The organism is Nocardioides sp. J54, from assembly GCF_000519005.1.
Classification (GTDB): domain Bacteria; phylum Actinomycetota; class Actinomycetes; order Propionibacteriales; family Nocardioidaceae; genus Nocardioides.
The window spans coordinates 24,993-45,621 of record NZ_JAER01000035.1 but is presented as its reverse complement, the minus strand read 5'-3'; the positions used below and the strand labels follow the sequence as shown (position 1 = coordinate 45,621).

At 66.3% G+C, this 20,629-nt stretch carries 18 protein-coding genes and 1 riboswitch; of the genes, 10 read left to right on the top strand and 8 right to left on the bottom strand.

Translation table 11 applies throughout. The annotated features are described in order from the left end of the window. Window positions 1-282: 282 nt before the first annotated feature. From ppnP to NOCJ54_RS0118205, 3 genes are read right to left on the bottom strand one after another with little or no spacing between them, the layout of a single operon-like run. Window positions 283-603 carry a pyrimidine/purine nucleoside phosphorylase gene (gene ppnP, locus NOCJ54_RS0118215; RefSeq protein WP_028656635.1) on the bottom strand — a complete coding sequence of 107 codons (321 nt, stop codon included), beginning with the start codon at window positions 601-603 and terminating at the stop codon, window positions 283-285. A gap of 11 nt (window positions 604-614) precedes the next feature. Further along, the gene (locus NOCJ54_RS0118210; RefSeq protein ID WP_028656634.1) at window positions 615-1,211 is read right to left on the bottom strand and encodes a DNA-3-methyladenine glycosylase; all 597 of its coding nucleotides are present in this window, start codon (window positions 1,209-1,211) and stop codon (window positions 615-617) included. Beyond that, the gene (locus NOCJ54_RS0118205; protein ID WP_028656633.1) at window positions 1,201-2,184 is read right to left on the bottom strand and encodes an ERCC4 domain-containing protein; all 984 of its coding nucleotides are present in this window, start codon (window positions 2,182-2,184) and stop codon (window positions 1,201-1,203) included. The genes NOCJ54_RS0118210 and NOCJ54_RS0118205 overlap by 11 nt, the downstream gene beginning before the upstream one ends. Before the next feature lie 134 nt (window positions 2,185-2,318). On the opposite strand from NOCJ54_RS0118205, the gene NOCJ54_RS0118200 reads away from it, so the two are divergent. From NOCJ54_RS0118200 to NOCJ54_RS0118185, 4 genes are all read left to right on the top strand, one after another. Beyond that, window positions 2,319-2,714 (top strand): DUF2237 family protein, encoded by a 396-nt coding sequence (locus NOCJ54_RS0118200; RefSeq protein WP_028656632.1) that lies wholly within the window; start codon window positions 2,319-2,321, stop codon window positions 2,712-2,714. Window positions 2,715-2,734: 20 nt separating this feature from the next. After that, entirely contained in the window at window positions 2,735-3,127 is a 393-nt protein-coding gene (locus tag NOCJ54_RS0118195; RefSeq protein WP_028656631.1) for a (deoxy)nucleoside triphosphate pyrophosphohydrolase, read from the top strand. Between the two features lie 76 nt (window positions 3,128-3,203). Further along, on the top strand, window positions 3,204-5,516 hold the full coding sequence (locus NOCJ54_RS0118190) for a hypothetical protein (RefSeq protein ID WP_157514958.1): 2,313 nt from the start codon (window positions 3,204-3,206) through the stop codon (window positions 5,514-5,516). 79 nt (window positions 5,517-5,595) lie between these two features. Then, entirely contained in the window at window positions 5,596-5,970 is a 375-nt protein-coding gene (locus NOCJ54_RS0118185) for a PH domain-containing protein (protein WP_028656629.1), read from the top strand. Between the two features lie 36 nt (window positions 5,971-6,006). On the opposite strand, the gene NOCJ54_RS28515 is transcribed toward NOCJ54_RS0118185, so the two are convergent. Next, the gene (locus tag NOCJ54_RS28515; RefSeq protein WP_051486037.1) at window positions 6,007-6,711 is read right to left on the bottom strand and encodes a thermonuclease family protein; all 705 of its coding nucleotides are present in this window, start codon (window positions 6,709-6,711) and stop codon (window positions 6,007-6,009) included. 170 nt (window positions 6,712-6,881) lie between these two features. Continuing rightward, window positions 6,882-6,999: riboswitch (SAM riboswitch) on the top strand. A gap of 9 nt (window positions 7,000-7,008) precedes the next feature. On the opposite strand from NOCJ54_RS28515, the gene NOCJ54_RS29560 reads away from it, so the two are divergent. Continuing rightward, the gene (locus NOCJ54_RS29560) at window positions 7,009-7,497 is read left to right on the top strand and encodes a hypothetical protein (protein WP_028656628.1); all 489 of its coding nucleotides are present in this window, start codon (window positions 7,009-7,011) and stop codon (window positions 7,495-7,497) included. Window positions 7,498-7,541: 44 nt separating this feature from the next. Here NOCJ54_RS29560 and NOCJ54_RS0118170 read toward each other — a convergent pair whose 3' ends face one another. Then, a complete protein-coding gene (locus NOCJ54_RS0118170) occupies window positions 7,542-9,200 on the bottom strand; it encodes a nuclease-related domain-containing DEAD/DEAH box helicase (RefSeq protein WP_028656627.1) in 1,659 nt (552 codons plus the stop codon). Window positions 9,201-9,300: 100 nt separating this feature from the next. Here NOCJ54_RS0118170 and NOCJ54_RS0118165 point away from each other — a divergent pair, with 100 nt between their 5' ends. Continuing rightward, the gene (locus NOCJ54_RS0118165; protein ID WP_028656626.1) at window positions 9,301-11,355 is read left to right on the top strand and encodes a nuclease-related domain-containing DEAD/DEAH box helicase; all 2,055 of its coding nucleotides are present in this window, start codon (window positions 9,301-9,303) and stop codon (window positions 11,353-11,355) included. 68 nt (window positions 11,356-11,423) lie between these two features. Here NOCJ54_RS0118165 and NOCJ54_RS26800 read toward each other — a convergent pair whose 3' ends face one another. Beyond that, the gene (locus NOCJ54_RS26800) at window positions 11,424-11,687 is read right to left on the bottom strand and encodes a hypothetical protein (protein ID WP_198020262.1); all 264 of its coding nucleotides are present in this window, start codon (window positions 11,685-11,687) and stop codon (window positions 11,424-11,426) included. Between the two features lie 125 nt (window positions 11,688-11,812). Between NOCJ54_RS26800 and NOCJ54_RS0118155 the strand changes: the two genes are divergently transcribed. From NOCJ54_RS0118155 to NOCJ54_RS0118140, 4 genes are all read left to right on the top strand, one after another. Further along, complete coding sequence (locus NOCJ54_RS0118155) at window positions 11,813-13,270, top strand: ATP-binding protein (protein ID WP_028656625.1); 1,458 nt, start codon at window positions 11,813-11,815, stop codon at window positions 13,268-13,270. A gap of 91 nt (window positions 13,271-13,361) precedes the next feature. Next, window positions 13,362-15,977: a Z1 domain-containing protein gene (locus NOCJ54_RS26795; protein ID WP_051486036.1), complete on the top strand. Its 2,616-nt coding sequence runs from the start codon at window positions 13,362-13,364 to the stop codon at window positions 15,975-15,977. Next, window positions 15,970-16,917 (top strand): PD-(D/E)XK motif protein, encoded by a 948-nt coding sequence (locus tag NOCJ54_RS0118145; protein ID WP_028656624.1) that lies wholly within the window; start codon window positions 15,970-15,972, stop codon window positions 16,915-16,917. Before NOCJ54_RS26795 ends, NOCJ54_RS0118145 begins: the two co-directional genes overlap by 8 nt. Before the next feature lie 10 nt (window positions 16,918-16,927). Beyond that, window positions 16,928-18,994: an AIPR family protein gene (locus NOCJ54_RS0118140; protein WP_028656623.1), complete on the top strand. Its 2,067-nt coding sequence runs from the start codon at window positions 16,928-16,930 to the stop codon at window positions 18,992-18,994. Here NOCJ54_RS0118140 and NOCJ54_RS0118135 read toward each other — a convergent pair. Together NOCJ54_RS0118135 and NOCJ54_RS0118130 are read right to left on the bottom strand one after the other, a co-directional pair. After that, window positions 18,987-20,189, bottom strand: a complete 1,203-nt coding sequence (locus NOCJ54_RS0118135; RefSeq protein WP_028656622.1) for a type II restriction endonuclease — start codon at window positions 20,187-20,189, stop codon at window positions 18,987-18,989. The two genes, NOCJ54_RS0118140 and NOCJ54_RS0118135, sit on opposite strands and share 8 nt — an antisense overlap. Continuing rightward, a complete protein-coding gene (locus tag NOCJ54_RS0118130; RefSeq protein WP_028656621.1) occupies window positions 20,186-20,629 on the bottom strand; it encodes a very short patch repair endonuclease in 444 nt (147 codons plus the stop codon). The genes NOCJ54_RS0118135 and NOCJ54_RS0118130 overlap by 4 nt, the downstream gene beginning before the upstream one ends.

Below are 20,629 nucleotides of genomic sequence, written 5' to 3'. Positions count from 1 at the left end.
ACCGGTGCACCCGACTGTGCCCACCACAACCCGCCACGCAGGCCCGGAGGTTTCGAGGCTCCTCGCTAGCGCTCGTCGCACCTCAACCACCGGGAGAAGGCTTGCCGCCAAGCGGGGCCCGGACCTACGCAAGGCAACTGCGTGCGCGGCAGCGTGGCGCCCCGCGCCGAAGGCGCGTCGACGGACGCCCGCGGGCCGAGCGCAGCGAGCGCCCGTGCGGCCTCCGTCGACAGGCGACACGCTCGCGCCATCAAGCGCCGCGCAGGCGACGCGCTCGCGCCTTCAGGCCCCGTAGTGGCAGACGTAGCTGACCGGCTCGATGACCTCGATGTCGAACGACGAGTCCCCGGGGATGCTGAAGGACTGGCCGGCGGCGTACTCGGTCCACTCCTGGGAGCCGGCGAGGCGGACGCGGCAGGTGCCGGCGTTGAGCTCCATGACCTCGGGCGCGGCGGTGCTGAAGGTGAGGGTCGCGGGGAGGATGACGCCGGCGGACTTCCGCGTGCCGTCGGCGAGGGTGAACGAGTGGCTCACGCAGGCGCCGTCGAAGTAGATGTTCGCCTTGGGGTCGAGGGTGACGTTCTCGAAGGTCTCGGTGCTCACGACGCGGAAGCCTAGGGCGGTGGCGCGGGTGCGCGCGGACTGCGGCGGTACGCCGAGACGGTGGGGTCGCCCTCGATCCAGAACCGCCAGGGCACGTCGGCCGCCTTCGACACCCCGACCCGTGGCCCGCTGGCGATGCGGAGGCGTCGGCGGTGCTCGGGTCCGAGCCGGACGCCGGTGAAGTGCTCGCCGTCGGGGTGGTCCGCGAGCAGGTCGGTGCCGAGGTCGTCGAGGGTGATGCCGAGGGCCTGGGCGAGGTTGCCGGGGCCGCGGGCGAGCTGGACGTCGCGGCCCTCGATCCCCCGTCGAAGTCGGGCGAGGTCGTGGCCGTCGACGACCTCGCCGGAGCGCAGCAGCACCGCGGCACCGATCTCCGTCGGACCGGTCACGACGTTGGCGCAGAAGTGGATGCCGTAGGAGCGGTAGACGTAGAGCCGGTACGCCGGGCCGTACATGACCTCCGAGCGCGGGGTGCGCGTGAACGCGTGCGAGGCGGGGTCCTCCATGCCGCCGTACGCCTCGACCTCGGTGATCCGCACGGTCACCCCGTGTCCGGTGATGGTGCGGCCCAGCAGCGCCCGCGCGCGTCGTACGACGTCAGCCGCCATGCGCTTCCTCCCACGCCCGTCGCACGTCGGCCGGCACGCGGCCCTTGGCGGACACCTCGTGCCCGTTGGCGCCGGCCCACGCGCGGAGCTCGGCCGGGGTCGGCTCGGGAGGCGGCAGCGGTGGCAGTGGCGCCTCCGGGGCGAGGCCGGCGAGCGCCCGCGTGGCGAAGCCCTCGGCGGCGGACGCGGCGACCGCGGCGGCGAGGAAGCGGTAGCACCACTCCTGTGCGAGCTTGCGGTTGTCGATGAACACGATGGGCACGCCGGGGAAGGCGACCTGCGCCTCGGCGAGCCCGTCGGCGATGACCGCGGTGCGCACATGGGTGTGCTGCACCACCTTGCCGTAGCCGGCCTCCACGACGACCGCGGCACGGGGCAGGGCGGCGAGCTCGGTCAGCTGGAACTGCAGCTTGCCCGTCGTCAGCGAGCCGACGAGGTCCTGCGGACTCTTGCGCTCGACGGCGGCGAGCACGGCGCCGTCGTCGCCGAGGGCGGCGTAGTCCCCGGCCGGCAGCGACTGCTTGCGCGTGGTCACCTGCTGGTCGCCGAAGGTCCAGGCGTAGCGCTCCCCGGTGTCGACGACGACCTCGAGGTCCGAGATGCCCTGGGCCCGGGCCTTCGGAACCGTGACGCCGGGCCTGGCCTGCTTCGCGGTGCGCGAGGTCTGCCAGAACACCGCCTGTCGTCCACCCCGGATCGTCGTGATCACGAACTGCGAGCGGTTCTCGCGGCCCCGGTCGAGCACGAGGTCGATCGCGGCACCACGGCGTACGCAGGACCGCACGGCGACCCGCTCGACGACCTCGGCCTCGTCCGGCCAGCCGTCGAAGAACCGGTGGCAGTAGACCTTGGAGGTGCGCGGCCAGGTGTCCTTCGCCTTCAGCAGGATCCCGTCCCCGAGCGGGATGCGCAGCAGGTACGGCAGCGACGAGTCCGGCTCGGGGTTGCGCGCGACGACGAAGTCCTCGGGCATGGGCCGAGTCTGTCATGCGCCTCGCTCACCGCGGCTCAGGCGCGGACAGGCTGCAGCGCGGTGCACCCGTCGCCCCGGGAGTGGGGCGGTCGACCGCACTACTGCCGGTGGGTGCACCGACCTAGGCTCGGGGTGTGACCGAGCGCAACGTCCTGGGCGGCGAGCTGCAACCCTGCGGGACCGACCCGATGACCGGTTTCCACCGCGACGGCACGTGCACCTGCGGGCCGCAGGACGTCGGCGTGCACGCGGTGTGCGCGGTGATGACCGAGGAGTTCCTCGCCCACCAGCAGGCCGTCGGCAACGACCTCTCGACCCCGCGCCCGGAGTGGCAGTTCCCGGGCCTGCACCCGGGTGACCGCTGGTGCGTGGTCGCCGCCCGCTGGCTGCACGCGTACGCCGACGGCGTGGCTGCGCCCGTCGTGCTCGCGTCGACCAACGAGGCCGCGCTGCGGCTCATCCCGCTGGAGGTGCTGCAGGAGCACGCTGTCGACGTGCCCGACGACCTCAGCAGCCTCACCGACGACTGACGCGCGCCGTGCACTCATCCGTGAAGGAGGTCGCTGTCGTCGGCGCCGTGATCGTCGAGGACGGTCGCGTCCTGTGCGCCCGCCGCGGGCCGGGCGGGGCCACCGGCGGGATGTGGGAGTTCCCCGGCGGCAAGGTCGAGCCCGACGAGTCACCGCAGGCCGCGCTCGCCCGGGAGGTCGACGAGGAGCTCGGCTGCCGGGTGCAGGTGGGCGAGGAGGTGACCACCACGAGGTACGCGTACGACGCGCTGGTGGTCACGCTGTCGACGTACTGGTGCGTGCTGGTGGACGGCACGCCCACCACCACCGAGCACGAGGAGCTGCGCTGGCTCGCCCACGACGAGCTCGGCAGCCTCGACTGGGCACCGGCCGACGTCCCGGCCGTGGAGCTGGTCACCGCGGCCCTGGCCTGACCAGGACCGCCCGGCAGCGACACGATTTTCCGCCGATCTGCTGCTTGCGTCGGACGGTGCCGCGAGGATGCCCCGCATGGACAACCTCGGGCCCGGGAGCGACGCCGCTCCGCCGCCACCGCCTCCCTCCCCCGCTGCCGCACCCGCCGGTCCTCCCGGCGCGCCGCCGCGGGCCGTGATGACGACGGTGCCGACGCTGCGGCGAGTCGTCCGCTCGACGGCGACGCCGCTGCTCGGCTACGCGTTCGCGCTCGGCGCCTCACTGCTGCTCACGGCAGTGCTCGTGCTCGCGATCGCGCTGGAGGCCGACAGCGCCGCAAGCGATGACCCGTCCGGCGACATCGACATCAAGGTGATCGGGACCCTGGTGGGCATCCCGTTCCAGATCGCGGCGATGGCGCTCGGCGGCTCGATCGGGCTCGGCGACGACGACTTCGCGCTGCGCCTGTTCGCGCCGCCCCTGCTCGTCACCGCCGTCTTCCTCGTCGCCGTCCACCGGCTCTCCAGGAGCAGCGAGCTGGCGTTGCCGTCCGGAAGCACCACGGAACGCGCGATCCTCGCTGCCGGCGGCGGGCTTGTGACCGCGCTGCTCGCGGTTGTCGCGACGCGGGTGCTGGCGATGCGCGACGACGACCTCGTCATGCACGCCGCCACGGCAGGGCTCTTCGTCGGCGCCGCCGCGCTGGCCGGGGTCGCCGGGTTCTCCGGACGCCAGTCGGCGCAGGGCTCGCTGTGGCCACGTCGTACGCCTGCCGAGGTGCGCCGCAGCGCGCACCTCGTCACGCAGCACGTCCTGCTGTGGGTGGTCCTGGTCGTGCCGGTCGCCGTCGTGTGGATGCTGGTCGACAGCGGTGTCGACGCCGCGCTCTACGGCCTGGTCTGGGGGCCGACGCTGTCCCTCGGCGCGTTCGCGATGGGGCACGTCGGCGCGGTCACCGCGCTGGGCGAGCACTCCTTCGCCTGGGACCTCGGCTGGTTCCCGGCTGTGGTCCTGCCGCTGCTCGCCGTGCTGTTCGTGCTGCTCGCCGCCGTCGCGTGGCACCTGCGCCGCGGGCACGACACCGCGTGGCTCGCGCACCCGGCGTCGTGGACCACCCTGCCGCTCGCGTACGCCGCCGGCGGGCTCGCCGTCTGCCTCGTCTCGACCGTGCGCGTGTCCGGCGCGTTCTTCGGCGTCGACGGCGGCGTCGCGTTCCACGCCGCCTACTGGCTGGTGCCGGTGCTCGCGGTGTGGGGTGCGCTGGTGGAGGTGGCCTCGCGCTTCCTCGCCCCCGCCCTCGCCCGCGCACTGCCCGCCGGCCTCACCCGGCGCCTCGCCGCCGGGCCGAAGCACCCCCTGCCGGCGCCGGCCGGCCCTGCGCAGCGCATCCCGATGTCACCCGGCGACCGGGCGCGGGCGCGCAAGGGGCTCATCGCGGCCGCCGTGGTCGGCGGCATCACCCTGCTCGGCGTCGTCGTCATGAGCATCCTCGCCTCGACGCTGTCCGACCCCGAGAAGCGGGCCGAGGCCTACCTCGACGCCGTCGTCGCCGGCGACGTCGCGGAGGTGCTCGACCTGGCCCCCGTCGACGGGGACGAGGCGTCGGTCGCCCTGCTCACCGACGAGGTCTACTCCTCGGCGGAGGACCGGATCACCGGCTACGAGATCACCGACGTCGAGGAGTACGGCAGCTCCGTGACCGTGACCGTCGACCTCGAGGGCCCTGAGGAGGGCGACGGCGTGGAGCTGACGCTGACCCGCGACGGCAAGCGGGCGGTGTTCTTCGACGACTGGAAGGTCGACGACGGCGGCCTCGCCCGCGAGGTGACCGTCTCGGTGCCCGAGGCCAGCTCCGCGATCGAGGCCAACGGCGTGTCCGTCGAGGCGGCTGGGGGCGAGGACGTGGACTTCTGGGTGCTCCCGGGCTCCTACGTCTTCAACCCGTACGCCGACAACCCGTGGCTCGAGCCGGCCGACGAGCCGACCGCCGTGCCGGCGGCCCAGACCTACGGCCTGTGGGTCGAGACCGGCACGCCGACCCCGTCGGCCGAGCTGCGCGAGGCGGTCGACACCGCCGTCGCGGAGTGGGTCGAGGGGTGCATGGCAGCGACCGAGCTCGACCCGGACGACTGCCCGCAGGACACCTACGGCTACGGCGACGAGCAGCGCAAGGTCACCTGGACCCTGACCACGATGCCCACGGTGGCGTGGGACTGGTTCAACGGCACCTTCCCGTTCGAGCTGTCCTCCGACGAGACCGGCGAGGCCACCGTCACCTACGAGTACGACGCGTCGTACGGCTTCGGCGCACCGGAGTGGACCGAGGAGACCGACGAGGCCAGCCTCTACCTCTCCGGCACGGTCGACCTCGTGGACGGTGAGCCGGTCGTCACCTTCGCCGCCGACTGACAGCACACCCGACCCACCCGACCTGGGCGGCGGCCCCGACTTGCGGGAATCCGCCGCCCGGGTCGGGCAGGCTGGCGTGATGGAAACCGCGACCATCACGTCCTGGACCTTCATGCAGGAGGTCCCGATCCCCGACGACATCGGGCCGATCCTCGTGGAGGGCGAGCAGCCGGTGACGGCGTTCAAGACCTTCCGCGACAGCGCCGTGTTCACCACCAAGCGGCTGATCGTCCGCGACGCCCAGGGCATCACCGGCAAGAAGGTCGAGATCTACTCGCTGCCCTACTCCTCGATCAACATGTGGTCCTCGGAGAACGCCGGCAAGCTGCTCGACATCAACGCCGAGATCGAGCTGTGGACGCGCGCCGGCCACATCAAGATCAAGGTCGGCAAGGGCGCCGACATCCGCCGCATCGACCAGCTGATCGGCTGGGCGGTGCTCAACAGCCACTGACCGCGGGGCAACGGCCCGGGTCCGTCACTCGGTCCGTCAGCGGCAGGTGCGCCAGATCCCCCGCGGCGCGGCCTGCGCGGAGCGCTGCGCGGTGCGGTAGCCCGCCACGCGGGTGAACCCGCGCCCCACGACGTACACGCGCGCCCAGCCGCGCTTGACCTGGGTGCGGTTGACGTCGATGGAGCCCTTGCTGACGTAGCGCAGCAGCCGGCCGTACCGGTCCTTCTTCGGCTGACGGGTGTCGGAGACGAGGCGGACCCGGGTGCCGCGCGGCAGCAGCTGCCGTGCCGACCGGGTGGCGAGCCCGGCGCCGCACTCGCGGGGGCTGGTCTCAGGGGTGTCGATGCCGATCAGCCGCACCCGCCGCGTGGGGCCACCGGCGAGCCGGACGTCGACGGTGTCGCCGTCGATCACGCGGACCACCCGCGCCCACTGCCGCACGACGGTGGGCGTGGTGCTGCCACCGCCACCGCCGCCGCCTCCGCCGGTCGCGTAGCTGCACGGGCAGGGCAGGGTCTCGCACGCGATCCCGTCACCGTCCGCGTCGAGGCGGTGCGGGTCGCTGCGCGGCCCGCCGTGGTCGAGGAAGAACCGCTGCGAGGCTGCCTGGGTGCTGAAGTCGCCGCAGTCCCGGTCGACCGCTGCCGCACCGGACGCGGAGGTCGACGCCGTCGCGGCCAGCCCGGTGCCGAGCAGGGCCGCGGTCACCAGGACGCCGAGGAGCCGGATCAGTCGCTTCATGCCGGCGACCGTAGGTCGGAGACCGGCCGGCCGCTGGAGAACAGGGCAGAGATGGTCCGAAGTGACCACCAGCAGGGTCCGATCACCCCACGCCGGCGGCGCTCGGGGCAGTTCTGTCGGGCGCCGTCCCTAGCGTGCGCCGTGCGGGGCCGACCGGTCCCGCGGACATGGGTCACGAGTGTCGACCGCACGCCTCCGGACGTGGTCGACCGGCAACCGCGCCACCCGGCACGGTGCCTTCCGGAGAAGACCCGGGTCGCGCCACGGTGGCGCGGCCAAGGACGGGAAGGAGTCCCTGTGGGACCTGACTTCGAGACGCTCGCCTGGCGCGGGCATCGGTACGACGTGCGTGTGCTCGGCGCGAGCTTCGAGTACCTCGCCCTGCGCAGCAGCGCGGAGCGGGCCAGGGCTGCCGGCCGGGACGGCAGCGCCGCCGGACTGCTGGCAATGGATGCCTACGAGATCGTGCTGGCGCAGGCCCGCGACGTGCACGAGCTGGCCCGGGAGCACCCTGACGGCGACGTGTGCAGCTGTGGGGTGGTCACGCCACCGGGGCTGCCGCTGGCCCGCGCCACCGGCCACCTCGACCAGCTCCGCTGGGAGCCGGTGCCAGTCGTGCTGGTGACGACCGACGTCGAGCGCCGCTACGAGTCCGAGCCGGCCACCGCCCTCGCCTGTTGCCAGGACTGCGGCTGGACCAGCCCGGAGCTCGCGCTGGCCGAGGCGCGCGAGGTGGCCGCAGCGCACTCCTGCGACCTGTCGGACGGCAGCGGGCACGAGGCGTGAGCCTCGCTGAGCGGGCCTGATCGGCCCTTGATCGGCGGGCGGGCTCAGCCGGTGAGGCCGAGGGTCTTCGCGACCTGCGGCCCGCCGACCTCCCGCACCCAGTCCGGGTTGCCGACGACGACCAGCTGGTCGGTCGCACGCGACATCCCGACGTAGAGGCGCTCGCGCGCCCGGTCCGTCACCGACTCCTCGTTGAGGCACAGCACGACGGCCGGGCGCTCGAGGCCCTTGCACCCGAGGACGTGACCGTAGAACACCTCCTCGGCGTCCCAGAAGGTCTCCCAGTACTGCTCCTGGCCGACCGCGTCGGTCTGCATCTTGTGCGAGGCGTGGCGGTGGCCGGTGGTGATCAGCGCGACCCGGCCGGGCTCCCAGCCGTCCTCGTCGAGCAGCCGCACCACCTCGTCGTCAGCGACCTCCTCGGCGTCCGCGGCGTCGCACGGGACGAACCGCACGTCCGGGCCGTGCCCGCCTCGGGCGTACATCCGTGACGGCGCCAGCGGCGCGAACGCGCCGTGGATCTCGCGGGTGTTGCGCAGGCAGTGGTCGAGCACGAGCGGCACCAGGGAGACCGGAGGGACGCCGAACCGCCCGAAGATGCGCTGGTTCTCGTCGGAGAACACGTAGAGCCCGCCCTGCTCCTCGTCGCGCAACGCCTTGAGCACGGGGGTCCACCACGAGACGGCGAAGTCCTGCGCCTCGTCGACCACCACGGCGTCGTACCGCTGGCCGTCGGTGAGCCCGTCGGCCAGGTCGGCCATGATCTGCGGCAGCTGCTCCTCCCAGAACTCGCTGTCTGCGCGGTCGCCGTCCGGCGCGCCCCACTGCCGGCCGAAGTCGTGGAACGTGCCGACGAACTTCGGGCGGTGGCGGTGCGGCCAGCTCTCGACCTGCCGCTTGAGGTACGTCGCCAGCCCGATCGAGTAGCACAGCAGGGCCACCCGCTGCGGCTTCCGGTCGGCGGTGCCGCGGGTGAGCTCCTTGGCCTGCTGGAGCGCCAGGACCGTCTTGCCGCTGCCCGCTCCGCCGCGCACCTCGACCCGGGTGAGGTGGCGGGTGACCGACAGGATCATCGCCTGCTGGTCGGTCAGCCGGTCCGCCTCCGCGGCGCGCTCCGCCGCCTCGGCATTGACGTCGTAGTAGCTGGTGTTGAACCGACCGGTCAGCGCCGCGACGATCGCATCGACGTCGTCCGCCTCCGGCGCCCGCTGGGTGTCCCCCTTCGACGCGTTCTGCCGCAGCCGCGTCGCGACGTGCGCCAGGTCGTCGCGGTCGTGCAGCGCGTGCCGCGGCAGCTCAGGCAGGCTGAACGCCTGGTCGAAGGTGGAGTACGGCGTCACCACCCCGTGCGCCCACCGCACCCGCGTCCTGCTCCCCCACGCTGCCTGGCGCTCGACGTAGGAGCGCAGCGCGTACTTCGCGTCGCGGGCCTGCCCCACCGGGTCGATCCAGTGCGGCTCTTCCCCGCGCTTCTGGATCCACCCCTCGTCGTACCAGACCGACCCGCCCTTCACCTCGAGCACCAGCACCCCGAACCCGGGCATCAGCACCACCAGGTCAGCCTCGTAGTCCCGCTCCTCGGTGGTGAGGTGCTGGTTGGCCAGCAGCACGTCGTCCGGCCCGAGCTGGTCGCGCAGCAGCTCCCAGACCTCCTTCTCGGACCCGGTCGTGAACGTGGGTGATTCGGGGATGCAGGTGACCACGAGCCGGAGTCAAGCAGCACCGTCCGCTGCGCAGAGGAAATTCGCAGAACTCCCGTCAAACGAGTTCTCCAGACCTACCCTGCCTGAAAGGGAGGTCGACATGGCCGCTGGGGATTCCGCAGAGGACGAAAGCGCACGCCTGAGGCAATACGCCCGCCTGCTGGATGAGCGCGCAGAGAACTTCCTCATCGCCGCTGAATCCGAGCGCACGCTCTCGAAGTACCTGAAGGAGCTTATTCAGTTTCAATGGCGAGTGCTGGAGGATCGCGAGTGGCCGAATAGCTCGCGCGCCAACATCGACTTCCTCGTCGTGGGACCGCCTGGGGTACTGATCATCGACGCCAAGGAGTGGGCGGAAGTCTCGATCATCAACGGCCAGCTCTTCCGTGGCGATGCAGACGAAACAGCGACCATCGACAAGCACATCTCGCTCATCGACCGGCTCGCCGACGTCCTCGCTGACCACGGCCTGGTTCCGAGCGCGATCCAGTCGGTCCTGGCGTTTACCAACCAGTCCATGAAGGCGACCCCCGTGGGCCCGTCGACGGCAATCGGCGCCACGGAGCTCATTGGGTGGTTGCTGAGTCGGCCACCTCGCCTCGCGCCCGAGAACGTACACGCCATCGCCGACGACCTCGAGCTGGCATGCCCGCCGAAGGGTCCCGTTCCCACACAGGCAAAGACGAAGGTTCCGCGGAAGCCACGCGCGAAAGACGAAGCGCTCGATGAGCCGCTGATCGAGTTCGACGAGGTTCACGGCGCACTCAACGAAGCGCTCCTCGCCAAACCCATTGAAGACTGGATGACCTTCATCCATCCGGAACAGAACAAGCTCGTTCGTGCGCAGTGGAACGGTCCGTACCGCATCCGTGGTCCGGCCGGCACCGGCAAAACGGTCGTCGGCCTGCATCGCGCGGTCTACCTCGCGCAGCGGTCAGACCTGCCCGTGCTCTTCACGTCCTTCGTCAAGACCCTTCCCCGTGTGCAAGCAGCGCTCGCTCGACGCATCTCGCCAGCGGGTGCCGAGAACATTGAGTTCGCAAGCGCGCATCAACTCGCCTACCGGGTGCTCGAGCTGTCGGGCGTTGGCGTCCGTATCGACCTTGACGCATGCAGCCGGGCGTTCGAGCGCGCCTGGGCGGAGACTCAGGCAGCTGACAAACTCGCTCGATTCGAGCCCCGACCTGACTACTGGCGCGAGGAGATCGACTACGTCATCAAGGGGCGAGGCATCCTCGACTTCGACACCTACCGGGACCTCGAGCGCGTCGGCCGCAAGACAACCTTCCCGCGGGAGTCCCGGGTCGACCTCTGGAACCTCTACTGCTGCTACAGCGAACTCCTCGACGAAGCCGGGGTCTGCGACTTCAACGACTTGATCATGAATGCGCTGGATGTGCTCGACGAGACACCGGGGCTCTTGCGGTACGGCGCGGTGATCGTCGACGAGGTGCAGGACCTCACCCTGACCGCACTCCAGTTCCTGGCCCGCCTCGCACGAGACGGCCAGGTCCTGCTGATCGGCGACGGGCAGCAGTCGGTCTACCCCGGTGGGTTCAACCTTTCCGAGGCCGGAATCAACATCACGGGTCGATCAACCGTGCTCAAGGTGAACTACCGCAACACCATCGAGATCCTGAACCGCGCCATGCGCGAGGTGTCACACGATCGCTTCGGTGACCTTGAAGGACAACTCGAGCACGGCGGCCGTGAAGTCGAGATCGCACGCCATGGACATGCACCGATCGAGTTCCTCGCTGGTTCCCAGCAAGACCTGGAGGCCCGCCTGGTCGACCAGATCATCCGCACTCGGGACTACGGCGTCCCGTTGGGCGACATGGCGGTCCTGGTGGCGTACGTCGGCGCCGTCTCCCAGTATCAGCGGGTGCTGCGTGCGGCAGGTGTTCCCACCGTTGAGCTCACGGCCTACGACGGGGTCACGCAGGACAAGGTCAAGATTGGGACCTTCAAGCGGGGAAAGGGACTCGACTTCAAGTACGTCCTGATGCCTGGACTGCGCCACAGCCCGCCCGCGAGACGACATGGAGAAGCGGAATCTGCCTACGCCGAACGGCTGGAACGCTTCCACCGCGAGCTCTTCGTCGGGATGACACGCGCCAGAGACGGTTTATGGCTGGGGTACTTGCCGCGGTAACAGAGTCTCGGTGCGGCACGGCGGCGGCACCGGACTTCTTTCGTCCAACCGTGTGCAGCGGAGCGCCTCTACGTCCGCACGACTGTCCGATCCGCCAGAATCCATCTTGACGCGGCACCGCGGGCAGTTGGCTCCAGCCGGCCCTGATCCCGCAGCTTCTGTGCCGCCCACCGAATGTCGTACTGCCACGTGAAGAACAGGTCGCCGCTGTCTCGGAGCACGTCCTCGTGGCGCTTCCACACCTCGCGGCACACGTCCACCACTGAACCTGACCCACCAAGAGCCTTGAGCGCCTCGATCACCATGTCAGGAAGATTCTGCTTGGTAAGCACACGTGCAGCTTGCCCCGAACCATGGCGTAGCGGGGTGTCTTTACCAAAACTGGCCAAGCCGCACCTTCCGTCGGATCCCATTGCTACGGTCGGCTTCGACCAAGCAAACAGAGGTCTGGAGCACCTTGAAAGAGACTGAGATCGCCCCCGACCCGCACCTCATGGAATCCATGAGGGCGGTTGGGTACACCCTCGAAACCGCCGTGGCCGACGTGATTGACAACTCAATCACGGCCGAAGCCATGACGATAGATGTCCTCTTCTCGGCAGCGCCGTCTCCCTACGTCGCAATCCTCGATGATGGCAAGGGCATGACTGCCGCCGGTCTCCAGGAGGCGATGCGACTTGCCGGCAGAAGTCCGCTGGACAGCCGGCGCGACGGAGATCTCGGCCGCTTTGGCTTGGGGTTGAAGACAGCGAGCTTAAGCCAATGTCGCGTGTTGACTGTGCTCAGCAAGGTTAAGGGCGGCGACGTCATTGGTGTGCGCTGGAGCCTCGATCACCTGGCCGCCACGGGTCGTTGGGCCCTCCTGATCCTCAGCAAAGACGAATGTTCACTCGTCCCGCATGCGGATCTGCTCAAGGAAAACGACAGCGGAACACTCGTGGTGTGGACCGACCTCGACCAGCTTCACGTGAACGCAGACGAGCGCGAGAGGGAGCTCGATGAGCAAATGGCCCGCGTCCGAGACCACCTCGCCCTTGTCTTCCACCGCTTCACTAGCGACCCCAAGACACCACTACTCCTGCGCATCAATGGCAGCGCTGTACCGGCGGTTGACCCGTTCCTGTCCGCACATCGAGCAACTCAGAAGTCGCCCCTTGAGCAGGTGACGATTGCAGGAGTACCCGTTTCCCTGGAGGCCTTCACACTCCCGTATGTCTCTAAGCTGAGTCAGCGGGACCGAGAAACCGCGCAGATCGCAGGACCGTTGCGAGACAGCCAGGGCTTCTACATCTACAGATCACGACGGCTCGTGATTTGGGGGACCTGGTTTCGAATCGTCCCGAAGGATGACCTCGGAAAGCTCGCTCGAGTCCGCGTCGACATCCCCAACTCGCTTGACCACCTATGGTCACTCGACATCAAGAAGTCCACCGCCGTACCTCCTCCGGAGGTGCGCTCACAGCTGCGCCGTTTGGCGACGAACTTCGTTACGCCTAGCACGAGGACACACAAGTATCGAGGACGGCCGATCCCATCCTCGGACTCGATTTCGAGGCTCTGGAGCCTGATCGAGGAGCGCGGAACTTTTCGTTACGAGTTGAATCGACAGCACCCCGTGATCGATCAGCTGGCAGCTGCTTTGAGCGACGACTCACTGGATATTCTGAACGGCGCCCTACAAGTCATCGAGAGCACATTCCCGGTGGAAGACGCGTACAACCGGTTGGGGAGCGACAACGCACATCGAGCCCCCAACGCCGAGACCCCGGAGCTCGAACAACTCACCCGACTCATGTGGCGCAGCATGCAGCCGATCGAGGACGTCGACGCCCTGGCGGATCGACTCCGCTACGTCGAGCCGTTCTCTGCCCTGCCCGACATCGAGAAGTACCTACGGAAGGTGCTGAGTGACTAGCACAACATCTCCGGAGCGCCGCAAGGCTCTCTCTCGTCTTCAGCAGCTCGCCAGCGTGATGCTCCAAGACGGGCAACATGACGAAGCCTCCGTGCGATCCACGCTCGAGACCTTCCGCCCGACGGTGGACTATGACCTCAGCGACGAGGACCTGGACTACCTCTGTCGCAAGCTGGCAGAGCAGCTGAACATCGACGTCGACCTTGGCACCGCGATCACCGCGGAAGACTTCGAACCATGGCTCAAGGAGAAAAAGCGGGACATTGAGTGGGAGCGGTGGGCGGCCTACCGGACCCTGATGTTGCGGCAGGGTAGGTCCCCCAAGGTCATCGACAAGCTCGACGACTTGACCGACGACATCCTCGATTTCGCAGGAGACCCCACTGTCGGAGGCAGCTGGAATCGCCGCGGGCTCGTCCTCGGCGATGTTCAGTCCGGCAAGACTGCGACCTACCTTGGCCTGTTCAACAAAGCGGCCGACGCGGGCTACCGACTCGTTATTTTGCTCGCTGGCAACACCGAGGTCCTGAGGCGCCAGACCCAGGCCCGTGTGGACGAGGCCTTCATCGGTCGCGACACAGCTCGCCAAGGCCGGCGGACGGGGGCGGACACGACGCCGAGCAAGCATATTGGCATCGGTCTCATTCGGAAGGATCTCGCGCACACCGTTGGCATGACGACCGTGCTGAGGGACTTCCGAAAGAGCAGTTACGAGGCGAGCAGCATTACCTTGCCCAAGGACGCCGCGCACCCGTTCGTCTTCGTATTGAAAAAGAACAAGTCGGTGCTCAGCGCCGTTCAACAGTGGCTTGAGGAGCAGGCAGCCGCTTACGGCGGGGTCATCCACACCCCCCTCCTTCTGCTGGATGACGAGTCCGACTACGCGAGCATCAACACTCGCGAGGACAGCGATCCCACCGCCATCAACAAGGCGATCAGAGACATCCTCAGTTTGTTCGCGCGAAGTTCCTATGTCGCGTTCACAGCGACGCCCTTCGCCAACATCTTCATGGACCACGGCGTAGACAATGATCTGTTCCCCAAGGATTTCGTCTACTCGCTCGAGGCGCCGAGTAACTATGTGGGTAGCACCACAGTATTCGGAACAACTGAGGACGTGAAGACAGACCGCTTGCACCTGCTTGACGACGTGGATGACCTCATTCCGCTGCGTCACAAGTCAGAGCTCGTCGTCCCAGCACTGCCAGCAAGCCTCAAGGAGGCCGTCCGGACTTTCTTTGTCGCCAACGCGATCCGCGACCTCCGCGGCCAGACCGACCAGCCGCGCGCGATGTTGGTGAACGTGTCCCGCTTCAAGCGAGTCCAGGCACAGGTGCACGACTTACTGCAGGAGGAGGTAACGGCACTCAACAATGCGGTTCAGCTCCATTGCAGCATGCCGGGAAGCCGCCACCGGGAGATCGAGAGGCTCCGACGTGCCTACGAGGCTCACTTCGCAGACACCGGCACCACCTGGGACGAGGTTCGAAAGGCGCTGCCTCAGAGTGTGTCCGACGTCCGCGTGCAACTCTTCAACTCCGACCGCGACAAAGCCTTGATCGAAGAAGAGGAATTGTCGTGGGAGCGTCCACCGCGCATGGTTGCTGTCGGCGGCGACGTCCTTAGTCGCGGCCTCACGCTTGAAGGTCTTTCGACCAGCTACTTCTACCGGGCCGTCACGGCTTCCGACACCCTGATGCAGATGGCCCGCTGGTTCGGATACCGCGACGGGTACCAGGACCTCTGTCACCTTTGGATCAACCACGATTCGGCGGATAACTATCGTCTAGCTGCCGAGTCCATCGAAGATCTTCGTCTGGACCTGCGTCTGATGCTGCGCCAGAAACTCACGCCCGAGCACTTCGGCCTTGCTGTCAAGAAGCACCCCACTTCGCTGCTGATCACCGCGCGGAACAAGATGCGAAATACCCAGAGCGCGACAAAGGTCGTGAGCTTGGCCGGTCGGCGCCTAGAGACTACTCGCTTGAATGTCGACCCAAAGGTTGGCGCTCCGGAAAAGAATCGACTTGCACTAACCTCACTGCTTGAGGCCGTCCTAGCGGAAGGAACCAAGGCCCCGACGCCTGTCCAATGGCCCAGGTGGCAGGGCGTTCCCCGGACCTCTATTGCTGACTTCCTCGAGAACTACGTCGCCGATCCGGGCGATCCGTTCTTCTCGGATGCCACTCTCAGCGGATGGGTACGCCGCGCACGAGCCATTCGATTCGCAACATGGGACGTGGTCATAGCCAAGGGCCACAAGAGCGCGAAGCGCGAACGCATCGGCGGTACCGACATTCCTATCCCCCGACGGGAGCTCGTCCGTGCGGCAGACAGGCCCACACTGCGGGTGTCAGGAGCTCGCATGCGCTTGGCGGGACCGTCAGACGTCGCCAGCCTGCTACCTAGCAACGTGCGAGAGCAGATTGAGACGGAGTTTCGCGAGGAGTTCCCTGAGAAAAAGGGGGTTCCGGAGACCCGCTTCTACAAAGCGCTTGAGCGTCCAGTCCTGATGATCTACCTGCTCCAACCCCCCGATGACGACCAAACAATTGGAAACCTGGTGGCTGTCAAGGTGGCTATCCCGGGAGACAGCACGGACCCGCGCAACAGCGAGGGTGAGGTTGAATACGTCATCAATACAGTCGCACAACAGCAATGGCTGACGGAGTTCACGGGCGCCGACGACGAGGATATCGATGATTGACGACTTTGAAGAGCGCTGGCGCTCATTGATTGCGGCCGGCGACTACGCTACGCGCGAGGTAGACGCGCGCAGCCCGATTCGGATGGTCTTCGGTCTGGACGCGCTGGCGAACCCATTCTTTTCCGTGATTGTAGAGGAAAAGCCCGGGCTGCCTCGTCTGCACGGCGCCATCTCCGTCGAACGTCGGGTTCGCCAGGACGGAAAGTGGACATTAAACCTTGTCCTCAACGACTCGACACTGTCCGACATATTCATCACCCTTGTGGTCGACCTAGCGGCGAAATGTACGGCCGCCACTACCGAGCGGGACGCCATGACTTCGCTGCTTGCTGAGGTTGGTGATTGGCAACGATTGCTACGCCCGCGCAACGACCGACTCTCCGAGGAGCGTCTGCGCGGCTTGATCGCGGAACTCTGGTTCGGGTTCGCCAGTGGGCATCACGGCTTCGATCTCGACATCGTTGTGGCGAGCTGGGATGGACCACGGGGCGGCTACCAAGATTTCCGATTTCCGAAACCTGGCCCCAGCTACGAGGTCAAGGCGCTGCGGGCAAGCGGCGACGTGGTCGAGATTAGTTCGGAGTTCCAGCTAGAGGGCGAGAACCTTCGCCTGGCCGCTGTGACACTGGAGGAGAGCTACGGCCCCGGCGCCATGAACCTGCCCGAACTTGTCTCATCGATTCAGGTCGGCCTGAAAGAGCCTGAGGCCCGAGTTGAGTTTCAGCGCCGCTTCCTCGAGGTGGGCGCGAATCTCGATGATCCGTGGTACCGGGATCAGAGCTATCAAGCAACCCGCCTGCGTGTTTATGACGTCAAGAACGACTTCCCGGCTCTACGCCGTGCCGACTTGCCGGAAGCTTTGAGGGCGACCAAGTACCGACTAGACCTCAACTTCGTCGAAGGTTTCCTTTCCGTCGACATTCCCTTGGCCACATCGTAGGAGTAGTTCGATGAAGATCGAAGAGTTTTACAGTGACCTGATGAACCAGGTCCGGACACGCGCCGAGGTGGACTCTGACTACCGTGCCAGTTCCTTCATGGCGGAAATGGCCGAACGCATGGCTGACGCAGAGGAGATCGACAATCTCACGACCTTCTACTTCGAAGGGACGGGAACCAACCGCCGCAAGATTGCCGTGAACGGCTATGACCTCGACGACGCCGACGGTTCCATCGCCCTGGTGGTCTCTGGCTTCGTTGACTCCGAGGAGATCGAGACGATCGGCGTTCCTGCCATCGCCAAGATGTTCGACGCTCTTCAAGCCTTCTTGTCAGAATCGCTTAGTGGCGTCTTCCAGGAAGAGCGTGAAGAAAGCACGCCGGAATACCAACTCGCTGAAGACCTCCGCCGACGGGGCCGGTCGGTCACGAGGTATCGCCTGTACCTCCTCACTAACCAACAGTTGAGCAGCCGCGCTAAGGACCTCCCTTCGAAGGAAATCGCCGGCATTCCGGTTGAGTACCACGTCTGGGACGTTCAGCGCCTTCATCAGTTGCACGAGTCAGCTCGCGGACGGGAGGAGCTGATTATTGACCTGCGTGAGTGGGCTCCCGATGGCATTCCTGCACTGAGAGTCTCTGATGGCCGTGGGTCGACGACCACTTACCTGTGTGCCCTGCCGGCCCGCCTGATAGCAGACCTCTACGGCCGGTACGGCAGCAGGCTTCTTGAAGGGAACGTTAGATCGTATCTCAGCGCCCGGGGTAACGTGAATAAGGGCATCAAGAAAACAGTCATGGCCGAGCCCGACCGCTTCCTGGCCTACAACAACGGAATCACCGCGACGGCGACGGGGGTTCACTTGAGCGACGATGGCCGCCACATCGTTGGGCTGACTGACCTTCAGATCGTCAACGGTGGTCAGACCACAGCATCGCTCTTCTATGTCGACCGGGACGAAAAGAACCCGCCTCAGTTCCGCGACATTGCCGTGCAGGCCAAGCTGGTGGAGGTCACTCCAGAGCGTGCGCAGGAACTGGTGCCATATATCTCTCGCTATGCCAATAGTCAGAACAAGGTTAGCGAAGCAGACTTTTTCTCTAACAGTCCTTTCCACATCCGAATGGAAGAACTGTCGAGGCGTATCCTCACGCCTGCCCGGCCGGGCGTCACCTTCCAGACCAAGTGGTTCTACGAGAGAACCAGAGGCCAATACCTCAACGAGAAGAGCAAGCTCAGCACCGCCGACGAGAAGAAGTTCACCGCTCAATATCCACGAACCCAGGTCATCACAAAAACGGACGCGGCAAAGTATCTAGTTTCATGGGCGCGGAAACCGCACACGGTGAGTTCGGGCGCCCAAAAGAACTTTGTCGCTTTCGCGAACGAGGTCGCGGACCGATGGGAGAGCGCCGAAGCAGATTTCAACGATGACTACTTCCGTCATCTCGTAGCTAAGGGCATTCTGTTCAATTCAGTGCGATCGGCAGTCTCGTCGGCAGACTGGTACCAGACCGGATACCTCGCGAACATCGTGACCTACACCATCGCGAAGATTGCAGAGACGGTTGCGTCCATGTCGCCGAGTCGAGAATTTAACTTTGACGCCGTGTGGCAGCGCCAGGAAATCTCTGACGCAACCCGGGCCTTCGCGCTCGGAATCGCGCATAACGTCCTGCGCGTACTGACCTCCGAGAGCAGGCCCGTCGTCAACGTAACGGAGTGGGCAAAGCGCGCGGAGTGTTGGAACCTGATTAAGGCCATGCCTGTGGAGATCCCCCCTGCGTTCCAAGACGACCTCGTTTCGACCACTGAAGCCACATCCCGCAAGCGCTCAGCGCGGCAGCAGCGTCGAGTCGATGAGGGTATCGAGGGACAGGCCGCAGTACTCGCCATTCCGGCCGAGGAGTGGGCTGCTATGCAGCAGTACGCCCAGGCTCGACGACTGATCACCCCCGCAGAAGCTGGCATTCTCAATGTCGTCATGCGCGGGAATCTGCCCACCGAGCTCCAGTCCAAGCGACTGCTCTCATTGCGTCAGCGACTTGTCGACAACGGCTACGAATACATCAGCTGATGCCGACCTCATCAAGAAACGTGCCTAGGCTAAGGAGGCTCATTTGCTGCTGGAAATCGAACAGGTGATGCAGTTCTAGGGGCACCACCAGGACAAGATCACGCGATGCCATTTCACGCGTTTGTGTCGAGCTGATAGGAGCCTCAAGGGTCAAAAGGTGTTTCCGCTTTACACGATCTGCTTCTGACAACACCTGGCGCCAGCGGTCCTTACAAGTCGTCTTCACGGCCAGCATGCGTAGACTTTCTGCGGGGAAGGTGTGGTCGTGATACTCGACAGCCCCTGGGAAGAGAAAGTCAGGCTTCTTTCGACCTTCCGTGAAAGCTTGCGACGCGAACGTGACGTTGTGCGACTGCAGGATCGCACTGACATGGTTCTCCAGCGCTTTTCCAGCTCGCGCTCGCCTGCGCTGGAAGGTTTGCATTGCGAGCTCGAGAACGTGGTCTACATCTCCTACCAAACCCTGCAGACGCGCTTCCAAGAGATGTCGCTCGAAGGTTCGGAATAGGGCCTCCTCCTCCTTCATCCACGCCACCAGAGCCGTATCCGGTTCACCTACCGGGTCGGCTTCGGCAACTTGGCGTCGCGCGAAGGTGGAGAACTCACCGCTCGGCGGGAAGGCATCACCGAATGCGTCCACCATGACACCGAGTAGATGATCACGATCATCAGCCACCTCGTAGCCCAAGGACTCAACGAGCGCCCTGGACGTGAGGCTCAAATCCACGCCGCTCGGAGTGGTCTCTACGTCGAGGCGATTCGATGGCTCGAGACCAAAGAGAACCTGCAACTGTGCGGCCGTGCTCGACGGACCCGGCGTGATGATCACGACAACCTCCGCTTCGGCGTCCACTCCTTGTCGCAGCTTGGCAATCACCATGTAGTCCCCCTCGCCAGCTCCGTCCATGACGTAGTTGGAGGGGTAGTAGAGCCGACACTCTGAGCGCGTGGGATGACGAGCGCGTGCGTCGTACCAGGTCACGGTCGATTCAGCCACCTCGGGTTCAATTTCGTCATCCAGGAAAATGAACTTGGCGGGGAAAATCACACCTCGCTCCGGAGGGTCTCCAAGCAGACCCCTAAGCGCGGATACTCCGTTGAACTCATGCTGATTCGAAGCTACCGGGTTCGCCTCGACCGCGCTCAGGTACTTTCCAGCCGCTCCCTCGAAGAAGTCTTCGACTCGTCGACTCATTCCCACGCTCGGTTCAACCTCCGCTCCTCACCGACCAACCAAGTCTCAACGTCGCGCACAGTCTGAGCAAGACAGCGCCGAGTCGCGCACTCCCAGATCACGGCCGTGCGCCAGCCGGCCTCTTCGAGCTCGAGCCGACGGCGGGCGTCGCGCTCCCGATTGGCAGCAAACTTGGCCTCCCAGAACTCCCGGCGGGTCGCGGGCACCTTGAAGTAGCTGCAGCCTTCGTGGCCGTGCCAGAAGCAGCCGTGGACGAAGACGGCTGCCTTGTAGCGCGGGAACACCATGTCGGGTCGGCCCGGCAGGTTCCTGGCATGCAGGCGATAGCGGAAGCCGTCGCGGTGCAGCGCCTTGCGCAGCAGGAGTTCCGGCTTGGTGTCCTTGCCGCGGATGCCCGCCATCATCCGGCTGCGGACCTCGGGAGAGACCACGTCGGGCAT